Raw genomic sequence first — 14,739 nt, forward strand, 5'->3', positions numbered from 1 at the left:
GCCTGGCGGACTTCATTCAAACTATTTATAATGTAAGAAAAAGAGAGGCTATTTTACACCTACCAGCTGCGCTAACATTAATTCCTGAATAGCTCTGTGGAGTACAGAGAAACTAAATGGTTTGGCCACGCATTTACAAAGCGGATCTGCTTCGAGGCTAAGATCAAATCCATATTCGCCGGTGCAAAAAATGATGGGTATATGTTTTAATGTGGCATCTGCTCTCACGGCATGGAGCAATTCCCTTCCGCTCATCAACGGCATGCGCACATCTGTAATAATGATATCGGGATGATTTTCTTTTGCCAGTGCCAGTCCTTTTTCTCCATCCACTGCTTCCAGGATATTAAAGCCCAGGTCTTCAATATATCTCCGCTGCAAGGCCCTGTTCATCCTGTCGTCCTCTACCAGCAGAGCGGTAAGTCCGTTGAATTTCACAGAGGCCAGCGGATAGTTCTTAATAGTAGACGACTGGAATCCGTCGTTGAACTTAATAACGGGTAATACAACGGTGAACACGGTTTCTCCGGCTGTAATGCCGGGGGCATTCAGCACACTTCTTACCAGGATATCTCCGCCCAGTAACACTGCATAACTTTTTGAATTAGCCAGTCCAACACCAGTACCTTCTACTGTAGCAATATTGATACGGGCATATTCTTCAAAGATCAGGTTTTGTTTTTCAGGAGGAATGCCCGGGCCATTATCCACTACCTCTATCATCCACTTATCTCCGCCTTCTGCCAGGCCAAAGTTTAGCTTCACCGTAGTACCGGGGGCGGTATATTTAATAGCGTTCCCTAAAAGGTTACTGATGATCTGCCGGAGGTAAGGTTCAATTTCATAAACGGTCCTGGGCATGTTTTCCGCAATGAACAATTCCAGTTCCACCTCTGCGGAAATAGCAATGTAATGGAAGGCCAGTAACATTTCCCGGCCAAAATCATTGATATTGATCCATTGCCTGGCAATGGCGGGTTTCCTATTATTCTCTAATAAAAAGCGGTCTAATGTATTATTAACGATCTGCAGGGTATTATAACAGGCGGCATATAAATTCACAGAATCGGCCCTGTCTTCCACATAATCCGGCTTGATCTTAAACTGGGCAATACAGAGGATGCTATTTAAGGGCGTGCGGAGTTCATGGGTTAATTCCCTGATAAAAATGCTTTTGGACTCCACCATTTTCCGCAGGTCATCTGTTCTGTTATCTACCTCCTGTTTCAGATCTCTTTTTTGTTCGTTCAGTTTCACCTGTGCTTTCCGATGCTGGTTCACATTATACCAGATAGCCATCACCGTTAGCAGCAGTACAACACTTACAGAAGAGTATTTTATAAAACTGAAATCCCTGTCATTAAAAACAAGCGATGGTAATACCTGATAATATTTATTAAATTCTATTCCCACAATGGCTATCACACCAACAACAAGGAAAAACATCCTGGCTCTGGAGAATTTCAGGAATAAGATCGATCCACCGCATAAGAAAACAGCTAATACGTATACCTCCAGCGCTTTACCGAATAAGATCCCGAAATATACAACGGCAACAGTGATCAGGCCCTGCAGGAGGATCCCTGCCAGGAGCGTGCGCTTTTGATGATTCAGGTAAATAATGTAAATGAAGATGGCCGTTTCAATGGTGGTGGCAATCACGAATTCAATGTGCCCTACCACCCAGAAATATATCCAACCGAATGCCACTGACGTAATAGCCAGGATGAAGGAGATACTGTTGGTCAGTTTGATGCGGGATTGTTCGGTTAGATCTTCTGTTGTCTCTACTCCTCCTTGAACCAACCATTTATATGTTGTACCTATATCCACATGTATAAGGTTATAAGGGTGCCACAAAAATTATAGGTTTTTGACCCTATAATTTGTTATTCGCTGGTTAATTGTAAAGATAAGAGTAATTATGTGGGTAACCGGGGTGAACGGAATAAAAAAAGGCGTTCCCTGGTGGAAACGCCCTGCTGTTATATATAATATTTTTATTCTGCAATAATCACCTTCACACCCCGGTCTGTTAACATGCGCACGGTATCCGCAGCAACCAGGTTATCTGTGATGATGTAATCCACCTGTTCGAGGCTGCAGATCCTGCCAATGCCCCGCCGGTCGAACTTAGAACTGTCCGCCATCACCACTACCGTCTGCGCCAGGTTGATCATCTTCATGTTCAGGCTGGCTTCTGCCAGGTTAGTGATGGAAAGACCGAATTCCGGATCAATACCATCTACCCCCACAAATAATACCCCGCAGGAAATATCGTCCAGCAGGCGCTCTGCAAAAGAACCGGCTGCTGAGGAAGAACTCTGGTGGATCAGGCCGCCTATCTGCAACACATCCACAAAGGGCTTGTTGCAAAGTTCCATCGCTACTTTCAGCGCCGGCGTGATCACCGTGAGGTGTTTGGAAGGATGCAGCACCCTTGTTAATTCAAATACCGTGGTGCCGGAACCGATGATGATGGAATCATTCATGCCTATCAGCGCTACCGCCGCTTTGGCTATCTTCTTCTTCTCGTCTGTTTTAATGAATTCCTTCTCATTGATAGGTCTTTCTATCGTATAGGGGTTCTGGGTAGAGCCTCCTCCTTTTGTGCGGAACAATAACTTCTTTTCTTCCAGCAATTTCAGGTCCTTGCGGATGGTAACGCCTGAAACCTGGAGGGAATCACTTAATTCCTGTATATCAACCCTGCCATTCTCCTGCAACTTCTGAAGAATGAGCTGATGCCTGTCTGTAATGTTCATCTTGGAAACCGTTAGGGTGGTTATCTTATTTATATTTAAATAGCTTTCACCAAATGTAGTGTTTTCTCTAAAATTCTCCTAAGAATTAACCTAAAGTTATTATCAGGCAAGGGATTGCGGGTATTTGTCCCACATATTCAGGTTTCACAAAGGAATAATTACCATTTCATTCCGTTTAAAGGGACTTTATTTAAGGGGTCAATTAGCTTAACTTTAATTTAATTTTGTTTAATTAAGTTTAATTTTTACTTTAGCATATCACTTATAAGCAGATAAAGACGTCAACCACTTCCATTTATTTCCATGTTAGAACTGTAAACAAAAAACAATCATGAACAATCATTGCAACCTGGTGATGTGCCGCAAGTTTATACTTGGCATACTGCTCCTCGTTTTGCCCTCACTTTTGTACGGGCAAACATCCCGAACTGTGCGCGGACTGGTAACCAATGATAAAGGAGAACTCCTTATTGGCGTGAATGTGAGGATCAAAGGGAGTAATACCGGCGTTACCTCCGGCGAAAACGGCCGCTACCAGCTGGCGGTACCCAACGATCAGTCTGTACTCGTATTTTCTTTCATAGGGTTTGCCGAACAGGAAATTCCGGTAGGAACCCGCAATACCATTGATGTAAAACTAATCTCCACCGCCAAAGACCTGGAAGGCCTGGTAGTAGTAGGTTACGGCACACAGAAAAAGATCAATCTCACCGGCGCGGTAGACCAGGTGGGTAAAGAGGTGTTCGAAAACCGGCCGCTGACCAATGTTACCCGCGGCCTGCAAGGCGCCATTCCCAACCTCAATATCCGCATGACGGATGGTAAACCTACCCGCGGCGCTACTTATAATGTAAGGGGCACCACCTCCATTGGTGCAGGCGGCAGCGCTTTGATACTGATAGACGGCGTTCCCGGTGATCCCGACCTGGTAAACCCGAATGACATAGAAAGTGTAACGGTATTAAAAGATGCCGCAGCCACCGCTATCTATGGCGCCAGGGGAACTTTTGGCGTGATCCTCTTCACCACCAAAAGCCCGGGAAAAGACCAGACCACGGTGAATTATACGGGCAACTATTCCCTGAATGACCGCACCATTAAACCTAAAATGGTGACTAACGGTTACGAATGGGCCAAACATTTTGACAATGCCTTTTATGCCTGGAATGATTACGGCTCCCACCCGCAGAAAGCCAACTCTGTATTTCCTTTCTCCCTGGATTACCTGGATGAACTGAAACGCAGGAACGAAGATCCTTCTCTTCCTAAAACAGATATCAACCCTACTACGGGTGAGTATGTGTATTATGGCAATACGGACTGGCTGAAAGAATTGTATGCGGACGCGAATCCTTCCACTGAACATAACCTCAGCGTTTCCGGCAGCAGCGGTAAAATAAATTATTACCTCTCCGGCAGATACATGTACCAGAAAGGTATCTTCCGTTACAACCCGGATAACTTTAAAACCTATAACCTGCGGGCACGCGGTTCTGTACAGGCTTTTAAATGGCTGAAGATCGAGAATGACCTGAGTTTTTCTCAGATGGATTACTTCTACCCTATCCTGAACCATCCCAGCAATACGCCGGTATGGAGAAGGATCTCTGATGAAGCATTCCCCATTGCTATGCTCCGCAACCCCGATGGCACTTTAACTGAAAATGCTTCTATTGTTTTCGGCAGTTTTATTTCCGGCAACAACCAGTCTGAACAGAACAAGATCCAGATCCGTAATACTTCCCGCTTCACCGCCAGCCTTTTTAATAATAAGATCAGGCTGAACGGAGATTATACTTTCTGGAAACTGAATGATGTGGAAGGCAAACTTTACACCCCCGTTCCTTACAGCAAGAAGCCAAACACTATGCTGGAACGTGGCGAAAGCAAGATGAATGAAACGGAGGGCAGAACCACTTACACGGCGGCGAATATCTATGCGGACTATGAACACAAATTCCGCAAACATTATCTCAAAGCCATGGTAGGTTATAACTATGAGAACTCTCTGCTGGAAAGCCGCTTCATCCAAAGAGATGGGCTGATCAATAATGCACTGCCGGATTTTTCGCTCATCAACGGGCTCAACTTCACCCTGCGTGGTGGTGGTAATGAATGGAGAACGATCGGTGGTTTCTTCCGGTTGAATTATAATTTCGATGAAAGATACCTGCTGGAATTGAATGGCCGTTATGACGGTACTTCCAAGTTCCCGCAAAACCAGCAATGGGGTTTCTTCCCTTCTGCATCTGCCGCATGGCGTGTATCCAGGGAAAAATTCTGGACGCTGCCGCAAAACACGGTATCTGATTTTAAACTGCGTGCCTCCTATGGTTCACTGGGTAACGGGAACATATCGCCCTACCAGTTCCTGGAATCTATGTCCGTTGCACAATCTTCCCGCATCCTGGGCAGCATACGGCCTGATTATACACAGCAACCCACAGTGATCCCTGATGGCCTCACCTGGGAAAAAGCCACTACCCTCAACATGGGTACGGACATTACTTTCCTCAACAACCGGCTTACGGCCAACTTTGATTACTACATCCGCAAAACCACCAACATGTTCACAGATGGCCTGCCATTACCCAGCGTATTTGGCGCCAATGAACCTAAAGGCAACTATGCAGACCTGGAAACAAAAGGCTGGGAATTATCTATTGGCTGGCGGAACAGAACCAAAGGCAGCAGCCCCCTCACGTATGATTTCCGCCTGGTACTGGCAGACAACCAGAGTGTGATCACCCGCTTCAATAATCCGCAAGGCCTTATCAATACGTATTATGCGGGCATGAAAGTAGGCGATGTATGGGGCTTTGTAAATGACGGATACTTTAAAGACCAGCATGAAATTGATACCCGTGGTATTAATCAGGACTTTATCAAGGTATCTGCCACCAATAAAGTACTGCCGGGAGACATCAAGTTCAAAGATCTGAATAAGGATCATAAGATAGACGAAGGTGCAGGCACTTTAGAAGATCCGGGAGACAGAGAGGTGATCGGTAACACCTCGCCCCGTTATACGTATGGTTTTAACACCAACCTGGAATGGAAAGGGATCACCTTCTCTCTTTTCCTGCAAGGTGTTGGTAAAAGGGATTTCTGGCCGGGTACGGATAACTCTCTCTTCTGGGGTGTTTACAACAGGCCCTACAGCTGGATGCCAACTGATGTGGCAGACAAGATGTGGTCTGAAGAAAACCCGGATGCTTATTTCCCCCGTTTGCGTGGTTATACAGCACTTAATTCCAAAGCGGAACTCCAGGTGCCACAATCCAAATATTTACAGAATGTGGCTTACATGCGGCTGAAGAACCTGAGCCTGGGATATAACATCCCTGCTTCCTGGATCGCTAAGGCCGGTATTGCGCAAGCAAGGATCTATCTCAGCGGCCAGAACCTCTGGACGTGGAGCCCGATGTATAAATATGTAAAAACAATGGACCCCGAAGTGATAGAAGGCGCTGATCCGGAATTATCCGCCGGCGCGGGGAACGGGATGAGTTATCCCATGATGAAAACCTACACGATAGGGATCAATGTCACCTTCAAATAACATGGCCATGAAACGTTTTATCTATATAATTACGGCAACGGTACTACTGGCTTCCTGCAAAACGGACCTTAACCTGATGCCTCCTGATAAACTCTCTCCGGAGAATGCATTTAATACAGAAAAGGACCTGCAGTTATATGCCAATTCTTTTTACCTGAACCTGCCCACGGGTACAGACATCGTAAAATCAGATGCACTCAGTGATTACCTGGTGGGCAGAACGCCTTCCAATTACATCTTTGGTACATTTACGGCTACACAGGCCACAGGTTGGACCTGGACCAATCTCCGCAAGGTGAATTACTTCCTGGAACATGTAGGCCAGGCAAAGATCACAGACGAAGCAAAGAATCACTTCATAGGCCTTGCCCGTTTTTTCCGCGCATGGTTCTACTTTGAGATGGTGAAAGAATTTGGGAATGTACCTTTCTACAATAAAACACTGGATGTAAATGATCCTGATCTTTACAAACCCCGTGACCCGCGTACTTTGGTGATGGACAGTGTGCTGGCAGACCTCAACTTTGCCTGCACCAACATCCGCAACACCAAAGATGCTACTGCTTCTCAGATCACCCGCTGGGTAGCGCTTGCTTTCAAATCAAGGGTATGTTTGTTTGAAGGTACTTTCCGTAAGTATCATAAAGTACAGGAAACCACGGCCAATGACTGGCTGCTCGAAGCCGCGAATGCAGCAGACCTTGTTATGAAAGGCAACCAGTACAAACTGCTCACTACCGGTGCAGCAGATAAGAACTACCGGGACCTGTTCATCAATGAAGCACCCAACAATACAGAGATCCTGCTGGCCTTTGTGGGCAGTAAAAGCCTCCGTGTATTCAATGATGCCAACTGGTACTGGACCAGCGCTACTTATGGCGGCCGGCTCAGCTTTACAAAAACATTCATCAACACTTACCTGAAAACAGACGGTACACCTTTCACCGCGCAACCGGATTACGCTACACAAACTTTTGTGCAGGAAGTAAAGAACCGGGACCTGCGCCTGAAACAAAGTATCCGTTTGGGTAACTACACGCGCGATGGCGCCGCAGCACCGCCTGATTTCACCTATACCTATACAGGCTACATGCCTATCAAACTCACAGTAGACGCAAAAGCCACGGATGGTGTGGCAGAGAATCCAAACTCTTTGCCACTCATCCGTTACGCGGAAGTTTTACTGAATTATGCGGAAGCAAGGTTAGAATCCAATACATTTACGGCAGCAGACTGGACCAATACGATTGCATTGCTCCGCGCCCGCGCAGGTATCACAGCTGCTCCCCTTCCTACGGTGGCAGACACTTACCTGCAACTGAACTATTTCCCACTGATCACTGATCCCGTGCTGCTGGAAATACGCAGAGAAAGAGGGATAGAACTGTCATTGGAAGGTTTCCGTTATGATGATCTTAAACGCTGGAAAGTGGGCCAGCTGCTGGAACAACAATATACCGGCATGTATGTTCCGGCATTGAATACTTTAATGGACCTGAATGAAGATGGTAAGATGGATGTAAGTTTTGTCCTAACCACTCCTCCTGTAAAAGTGCCGGGCGTTAATTACATTGTGATAGATAATGTGCAATTCAAGTTATCAAATGGTACCAGCGGTTATCTCATCCTCTTCGATAACCTGCTGCGCAAGTATGAAGACTACAAATACTACTATCCGATCCCTTACAACGAGATCGTTCTGAATAAAAACCTCGATCAAAATGAAGGTTGGACGAATTAATTTCACGATCACAAACAACTGATATCAAATGTCAACAAACAACGTAACAATTTTTGACAAAGCAGGCATCCCCCGGCAATTACTCTGGGGTTACATCGGTATCATGATCTTCATGATGGGTGATGGTATTGAACAAGGATGGCTGAGCCCTTACCTCGTAGACCACGGCATGAGCGTGCAGCAATCTGCTTCCCTGTTCACCGTATATGGTATCACCATTGCTATCTCCGCCTGGTTCTCCGGTGTACTGGCAGAAGGATTTGGCGTACGCCGCACCATGCTCATGGGGCTGATCCTTTACATGCTGGGTACGGTTGGTTTTGTGGGATTCGGTATGCCGGAATTGAATTTCCCGGTGATGCTGCTCACGTATGCGTTACGTGGTTTCGGATACCCGCTCTTTGCTTATTCCTTCCTGGTATGGATAGCGTATAGCAGTCCGCAGAAACAACTTGGCCGTGCTGTAGGCTGGTTCTGGTTTGTGTTCACCGGCGGGTTGAATGTACTCGGTGCTTATTATTCCAGCTGGGCTATTTTAAAATTCGGTCACCTGAATACTTTATGGACTTCCCTGTTCTGGGCATTACTGGGCGCTTTCTTTGCACTGGTGCTGAATAAGAAAGCGGCACAAAAACAAACTTCTACCGGTTCTCAGATGCAGGAGTTACTGAAAGGACTCACCATCGTGAAAGAAGAACCTAAGGTGTTATTAGGCGGTATTGTGCGCGTGATCAATACTACCGCACAATTTGCTTTCCCCGTGTTCCTGCCGATGTACATGGCCCGTCATGGTTTTGATACTACACAATGGTTACAGATCTGGGGAACCATCTTTACGGCCAACATCATCTTCAACCTCATCTTCGGATTTGTGGGAGACCGTTTCGGCTGGCGGAATACGATCATGTGGTTTGGCGGTGTGGGTTGCGCACTCACTACACTTTTATTCTATTATTCCCCTCAAATCTGGGAAGGCAGCTTCTTCATGGTATTAACCTGCGGTGTGCTCTGGGGTGCTTTCCTGGCGGGTTATGTTCCTTTAACGGCTTTGGTGCCCTCCCTCGTGAAAAAGGATAAAGGAGCAGCCATGGCTATCCTTAATCTTGGCGCAGGTTTACCGGTGTTTGTTGGACCAGCCATCGTTGGTCTGTTCATTGGCAGTGTGGGTGAAGAAGGGGTGATCTGGATCCTGGCGGTACTGTATGTTATCAGTGCTATCCTTGCCCGGTTCATCACTTTACCGGATAACGCCAAGACCCTCCATCATCATACGTTACAAACTGAAATAGCATGAGAATTTTAATTACGGCGCCTTATAATGAGAAAGGCCTGAAAGAACTGGAAACACAGTTCGGCGAAGTTGTTTACAGATCATGGAAACCTAACGGACGTGCTTACAACGAAACAGAATTACTGGAATTGCTGGCCAATAGCAAAGCAGATGCACTGATCACAGAACACGATCATGTAACCGCTACCGTTATTGCCGCTAACCCACAGCTGCAGTTTATTGGTGTATGCCGCGGAACACCCTCCAACGTAGCAGTAGCTACCGCCACGGAACTGGGTATCCCTGTATTTTTCACCCCTGCCCGCAATGCACAGGCAGTAGTGGAAATGTTCATCTCCAATGTGATCATGCTGCTGCGCAATACCATTCCCGGTATCAACTGGCTGAAAGGCCGCAACTGGCAGGAAGGTGCGCATGATTCTTATCTTGCGTTCAAAGGCAATGAACTGGCAGGAAGGACCATCGGCCTGGTAGGCTTTGGCGCTATCGGCCAGCTGATCGCGAAACTGGTGAAGGACTATCCCTGCAACATCCAGTTCTTTGATCCTTATGTAGTGGAACATGACAAAACTTTCCGCAAAACAAGTATCGAAGACCTCTTCGCTACCAGCGATATCGTGTCCATTCACTTGCCGGTAACAAATGAAACAAAAGGTATGATCAACAGCAGTCTGCTGAAAAAGATGAAAAAAGATGCCATTTTTGTAAATACGGCCAGGGCTTCTGTGGTAAAAAGAGAAGATCTGCTGGAGGTACTGGAGAAAAATGATATCAGAGGTGCCATCCTGGATGTGTTTGATCACGAACCGCCGGATGCACTGGATTACCGCATCATTGACATGCCGCATGTAATAGCCACCCCGCACATTGCCGGCGCTACACATGAAGTGGAAGATCATCATGTGGAGATCCTCAACAAGGCACTCCTGCAGTGGTATGCAAAAGGAAATAAAAAGATAGCCGAACTGGCGAATAAAGAACTACTTACAATTCAGATTTAATGAGCTATATCATTGTAGACATTGGCACCGGGAATGTTCGTGTAGCGGCAGCTTCCGAAGACGGCAAAGTATTAGGCGTTGCCCGCGAGGATATACAATATGTAAAAGATGCGCTGTACCCGGATAGCATTTACTTTGATCCCGCACAGCTTTGGGAGCAGGTATTGCGGCTGGCCACGCAGGTACTTCTTCAAATACCTGCCGGTAGTGTTAAGGCTATCACGGCCACCAGTCAGCGGGAAGGTATTGTGCTCATCTCCAAAGATGGCAGATCATTGATAGGCCTGCCTAACATTGATCACCGCGGAAGGGAATGGGAAGATATCATCGCAGATAAAAGCAGGGTGTACCAGCTCACGGGCCGCTACCCTACTTCTCTCTTCTCTGCCATGAAACTGGTGGGCATCCGGGAAAGAAGACCGAAGATCTGGCAGGACACGGCCACCTTCCTGAGCATCAGCAACTGGATAGAATACAAACTAAGCGGCATCGCGCGATATGAACATTCCCAGGCTTCTGAAACATTACTGTATGATGTGGCGAGAAAAGAATGGTCCGCAGAACTTTGCACAGTATTTGGATTGAGCGGCGACCTGCTCAGCCCTATTGCTTCCTCTGCCACCATACTCGGAAAGATCAAACAGGATGTAGCGCAATCATTATCACTGAACGACAACGTGCAGATCATTGTAGGCGGCGGTGATACGCAACTCGCCATCAAGAGCACACGCCCTGCGGTGAATGATATGGTGATCGTATCCGGCACCACAACCCCTATCGTTAAACTCACCGGCATTTATACGCTGGATGAACAGGAACGCACCTGGACGAGCAGGGATATTGAAGCAGACCGTTTTGTATTTGAAGCAAATGCCGGTGTTACAGGATTGAACTATCAAAGGCTGAAAGAGATCTTTTATCCCAATGAAGGATATGATGTGATCGAGAAGGAACTGGCGGAGAACAAACATACTTTCTGTATGGCTTCTCTTGGTTCTTTACTGGCAGATGAAGAAGTATCCCTCACCCGCGGCGGTTTCATCTTCCCCGCACCTGTTTCTCATCTGCTCACCCGCAGCTCTTTTGTATGGGCTACCATCCTGGACATTGCCTGCTCCATTGCCAAGAATTACAAGATCCTGGCAGAAGTAGCGGGCCATTCACCGGATTATATCTGGGGTTGCGGTGGCGGTTTGCAGAGTAAAGTACTCCGGCAGCTGATAGCCAACCTCACAGGCAAAAAAGTGCATGTGCGGAAAGAATACCAGCAATCATCAGCAGTAGGTGGTGCATTGCTCTGCAATGAGGCCTTACAGATCAAAGTGCAGATGGATGAAAGTGTGGAAGTAGTGGCTCCGCAGGAAGAAGCTTATTACGCTACACTGTATGCGGAATGGGAAAAGACAAGGGGTTATTTCAGGAACATGAATTAAGTTATTGCATGGATAGTTTTATAGGAATAGATATTGGCACACAGGGTGCAAGAGTAGTGCTGATGGATGCAGCCGGTAATTTACTGGGCAGCGAGGAAGAGCAGTTCCCTTTAAGCGCCGGTTCCAGGGAAGAACAATCTCCTGCTGAATGGTGGGATGCCTGTTTGCGTTCTTTGCAACTGCTGCTGGCTGGTGTGGATGCTTCAAATATTAAAGCCATAGCGGTTACTTCCACTTCAGGCACGATAATACCCGTTGATGCAAATTATCAGCCTTTGCACAATGCCATCATGTACAGTGATGGCCGCCAAACAGCAGAAGGCGCACTTTGCAAAGAGAAAGCATTACTGCATCAGCCACAGGGTTATACGGCATTTAATACTACCAGCGGGCTGCCAAAGATGTTATGGTTTGTAAATAACTTCCCGGAAAAGATACCCCAGCTGCACAAATTCATACATGCGGCGGATTTTATCACTGGTAAACTTTGCGGCAATTTTGATGTGACCGACTTTACCAATGTGTTAAAATCCGGTTTCGATGTAGCGGCGCAACGCTGGCCGGAATATATTTGGGAAACATTGCCCATCCGGGAAGAGTGGTTGCAGGATGTGGTGCCCTCCGGTACACCGGTAGGAAAGCTAAGTTTACAAACACTGGGCCTCTCCGCAGAGGTGATAGTAGTAGCCGGCATGACGGATGGCTGTGCATCTCAGATAGCCTCCGGCGCTGTAAATCCCGGAGACTGGAACACCACCATTGGTACTACACTGGTAGTGAAAGGTGTTACTACTGCAGAGATCCGTGATCCGGAAGGCAGACTGTACTGCCACCGCCATCCGGAAGGTTACTGGATGCCCGGCGGCGCCAGCAATACGGGTGCAGACTGGGTAAGCAAAAACTTCCCCGGCGACCTGGAAACACTGAACGAAGCAGCAGCAAAACTGCTTCCCACCGGTCATCTTATTTACCCGCTGCTGCAACAGGGAGAACGTTTTCCTTTTGTAGCGCCACAGGCAAAGGGATTTGAAACGGAAGAAGGGCTGCCTGCCGAAGCACGTTTTGCCGCCAGCATGGAAGGCGTGGCGTATATTGAACGGTATGCGTACGAAGTGATCGAACATTTATCCGGCGAAAAGGTGAAAGCAGTTTTTACAGCGGGCGGTGCCAGCAACAGCCAGACATGGCTCACCATCCGCAGTAATGTGCTGAACCTGCCACTTTATAAAATGAAATATGTTACCGGCGCTTCCGGCGCCGCTATACTGGCTGCATCTAAAACTCATTTTTCTTCCATCATGGCTGCAGCTGCCGCCATGACGCAAACGGAGAAACAGGTTAACCCGGATGCCGCGTTGGCCCAGGCTTACGAAAGCAGCTACCAGGCATTTATTTCAACATTAAAAGAAAAAGGATACATATCCGATCATGCATATGCTTAATGTTTATTTACTGAGACACGGACAAACCGCCTGGAATGCGGATAACAACCGCTATTGCGGCAGAACGGACATTTCCCTCACCGCCACAGGCATCCGGCAGGCAGAGGCCGTAAAGGAGCAATTAAAGGGCATTACCTTCGATGGCGTTTACTCTTCTCCGTTGGAAAGGGCTTTCATGACGGCCAACATTGCCAGCGGCGTTCATGTAAAAAAGGATGCCCGCCTCATTGAAGCAGATTTTGGCGACTGGGAAAAGAAAACGAAGGAAGAATTCATTGCAGAAAATGCCACACTCTGGCATAACTGGATGGAAGATCCCGCTAAATATAAAGCAGGCGGCACCGGCGAGTCCGGTATGGAGATCGTTACCCGGGTGGATGATTTCTTCCGGGAACTGCGTGAGCGGCATGCATCCGGTAATATCCTGGTGGCAGCGCATAATGGTGTGAACCGTTTATACCTGGCGTATAAACTTGGCATGCCCTTGAAGAACTACCGTATGCTGGTACAGGAGAATGCCTCCATCACTATGTTCACCCTCTCTGCGGAAGGTGATTTCACTTTACAACATCTTAATTCAAAACTATGAAAAGAATATTCGTTATAGGGATGGCCCTTTCACTGGTGCTGAATGTACAGGCACAAAAGATGAACGTGCTGAAGATCAATAATGCTGCTGAACTGAGAGCGTTCTTTAAGTACACCGGTAAAGATGTACCCTTTATCAGTGGCCACCGTGGCGGTGTGAACACTGGTTATCCGGAAAATAGCATTGAAGCATTTGCCAACACGCTGCGTCATACACCGGCGATGTTTGAAATTGATCCCCGCCTCTCCAAAGACAGCGTACCAGTATTAATGCACGACGCTACCCTGGAACGTACCACCACCGGCAAAGGAAAAGTAGGTGATTACACGCTGGCAGAACTTAAAAAACTCTACCTGAAAGATGTGGATGGTAATGTAACTAAATACCGCATTCCTACTTTGGAAGAAGCCATCAAATGGGCTAAAGGAAAAACAGTACTGAGCCTGGATAAAAAGGATGTTCCTTTCGATATGACGCTGGCTATTATTAAAAGGAATAAAGCAGAAGGACATGTAATGGTAACGGTGCATTCTGCCAAAGAAGCGGCGTACTATCATGAGCATAACAAGGATATCTTCTTTGAAGCGTTTGTAAAAACACAAACAGCACTGAATGAATACGAAGCAGCGAAGGTGCCCTTTACGCACATGATGGCTTATGTAGGCGCAGATAACAAACCGGAGTTAAAATCCCTGTATGCTGAGTTGAATAAACGCGGTGTAATGTGTTTTATCTCTACGGCTTCTACGTATGATAAATTGCCTGATGCAGCAGCGCGTAAAAAGGTGTATGAAGCTATCATTAAAGATGGCGCGAGCTTTATTGAAGCGGACCTTTCTATTGAAGCAGCGGAGGCGATTAAGCCTTTTTTGCCGGCAAAGAGTGAAAAGCAGAAGTTTTTTGGTAAGAAGTAAT

10 protein-coding genes are annotated in these 14,739 nt (G+C 46.9%); 8 read left to right on the forward strand and 2 right to left on the reverse strand.

Annotation, left to right across the window (positions count from 1 at the left end; genetic code table 11):
- Positions 1-48 precede the first annotated feature (48 nt).
- Positions 49-1,833 (reverse strand): hybrid sensor histidine kinase/response regulator, encoded by a 1,785-nt coding sequence (locus GFS24_RS29415; RefSeq protein ID WP_173002991.1) that lies wholly within the window; start codon positions 1,831-1,833, stop codon positions 49-51.
- Between the two features lie 167 nt (positions 1,834-2,000).
- Entirely contained in the window at positions 2,001-2,765 is a 765-nt protein-coding gene (locus tag GFS24_RS06685) for a DeoR/GlpR family DNA-binding transcription regulator (protein WP_153658802.1), read from the reverse strand.
- Positions 2,766-3,096: 331 nt separating this feature from the next.
- On the opposite strand from GFS24_RS06685, the gene GFS24_RS06690 reads away from it, so the two are divergent.
- The 8 genes from GFS24_RS06690 to GFS24_RS06725 are packed head-to-tail and all read left to right on the forward strand — an operon-like array spanning position 3,097 to position 14,738.
- A complete protein-coding gene (locus GFS24_RS06690; RefSeq protein ID WP_216647366.1) occupies positions 3,097-6,327 on the forward strand; it encodes a TonB-dependent receptor in 3,231 nt (1,076 codons plus the stop codon).
- A gap of 7 nt (positions 6,328-6,334) precedes the next feature.
- Complete coding sequence (locus GFS24_RS06695; protein WP_153658803.1) at positions 6,335-8,068, forward strand: RagB/SusD family nutrient uptake outer membrane protein; 1,734 nt, start codon at positions 6,335-6,337, stop codon at positions 8,066-8,068.
- Between the two features lie 28 nt (positions 8,069-8,096).
- The gene (locus GFS24_RS06700) at positions 8,097-9,362 is read left to right on the forward strand and encodes an MFS transporter (protein ID WP_153658804.1); all 1,266 of its coding nucleotides are present in this window, start codon (positions 8,097-8,099) and stop codon (positions 9,360-9,362) included.
- Positions 9,359-10,360 (forward strand): NAD(P)-dependent oxidoreductase, encoded by a 1,002-nt coding sequence (locus GFS24_RS06705; protein WP_153658805.1) that lies wholly within the window; start codon positions 9,359-9,361, stop codon positions 10,358-10,360. The genes GFS24_RS06700 and GFS24_RS06705 overlap by 4 nt, the downstream gene beginning before the upstream one ends.
- Positions 10,360-11,793 (forward strand): FGGY-family carbohydrate kinase, encoded by a 1,434-nt coding sequence (locus GFS24_RS06710; protein ID WP_153658806.1) that lies wholly within the window; start codon positions 10,360-10,362, stop codon positions 11,791-11,793. Before GFS24_RS06705 ends, GFS24_RS06710 begins: the two co-directional genes overlap by 1 nt.
- Positions 11,754-13,235, forward strand: coding sequence for an FGGY-family carbohydrate kinase (locus tag GFS24_RS06715; RefSeq protein ID WP_253906407.1), 1,482 nt, complete (start codon positions 11,754-11,756; stop codon positions 13,233-13,235). Before GFS24_RS06710 ends, GFS24_RS06715 begins: the two co-directional genes overlap by 40 nt.
- The gene (locus GFS24_RS06720) at positions 13,228-13,824 is read left to right on the forward strand and encodes a histidine phosphatase family protein (protein WP_153658807.1); all 597 of its coding nucleotides are present in this window, start codon (positions 13,228-13,230) and stop codon (positions 13,822-13,824) included. The genes GFS24_RS06715 and GFS24_RS06720 overlap by 8 nt, the downstream gene beginning before the upstream one ends.
- On the forward strand, positions 13,821-14,738 hold the full coding sequence (locus GFS24_RS06725) for a glycerophosphodiester phosphodiesterase family protein (protein WP_153658808.1): 918 nt from the start codon (positions 13,821-13,823) through the stop codon (positions 14,736-14,738). The genes GFS24_RS06720 and GFS24_RS06725 overlap by 4 nt, the downstream gene beginning before the upstream one ends.
- Position 14,739: the final 1 nt, after the last annotated feature.

It is taken from the genome of Chitinophaga sp. SYP-B3965, from assembly GCF_009647655.1.
Classification (GTDB): Bacteria; Bacteroidota; Bacteroidia; order Chitinophagales; family Chitinophagaceae; genus Chitinophaga.

What these genes read in the sequence shown, in the direction of transcription:
- GFS24_RS06720 (WP_153658807.1), top strand. Translation starts at nt 13,228, where the DNA reads ATGCTTAATGTTTATTTACTGAGACACGGACAAACCGCCTGGAATGCG.
- GFS24_RS06695 (WP_153658803.1), top strand. Translation starts at nt 6,335, where the DNA reads ATGAAACGTTTTATCTATATAATTACGGCAACGGTACTACTGGCTTCC.
- GFS24_RS06710 (WP_153658806.1), top strand. Translation starts at nt 10,360, where the DNA reads ATGAGCTATATCATTGTAGACATTGGCACCGGGAATGTTCGTGTAGCG.
- GFS24_RS06700 (WP_153658804.1), top strand. Translation starts at nt 8,097, where the DNA reads ATGTCAACAAACAACGTAACAATTTTTGACAAAGCAGGCATCCCCCGG.
- GFS24_RS06705 (WP_153658805.1), top strand. Translation starts at nt 9,359, where the DNA reads ATGAGAATTTTAATTACGGCGCCTTATAATGAGAAAGGCCTGAAAGAA.
- GFS24_RS06690 (WP_216647366.1), top strand. Translation starts at nt 3,097, where the DNA reads ATGAACAATCATTGCAACCTGGTGATGTGCCGCAAGTTTATACTTGGC.
- GFS24_RS06725 (WP_153658808.1), top strand. Translation starts at nt 13,821, where the DNA reads ATGAAAAGAATATTCGTTATAGGGATGGCCCTTTCACTGGTGCTGAAT.
- GFS24_RS06685 (WP_153658802.1), bottom strand. Translation starts at nt 2,765, where the DNA reads ATGAACATTACAGACAGGCATCAGCTCATTCTTCAGAAGTTGCAGGAG.
- GFS24_RS06715 (WP_253906407.1), top strand. Translation starts at nt 11,754, where the DNA reads ATGGGAAAAGACAAGGGGTTATTTCAGGAACATGAATTAAGTTATTGC.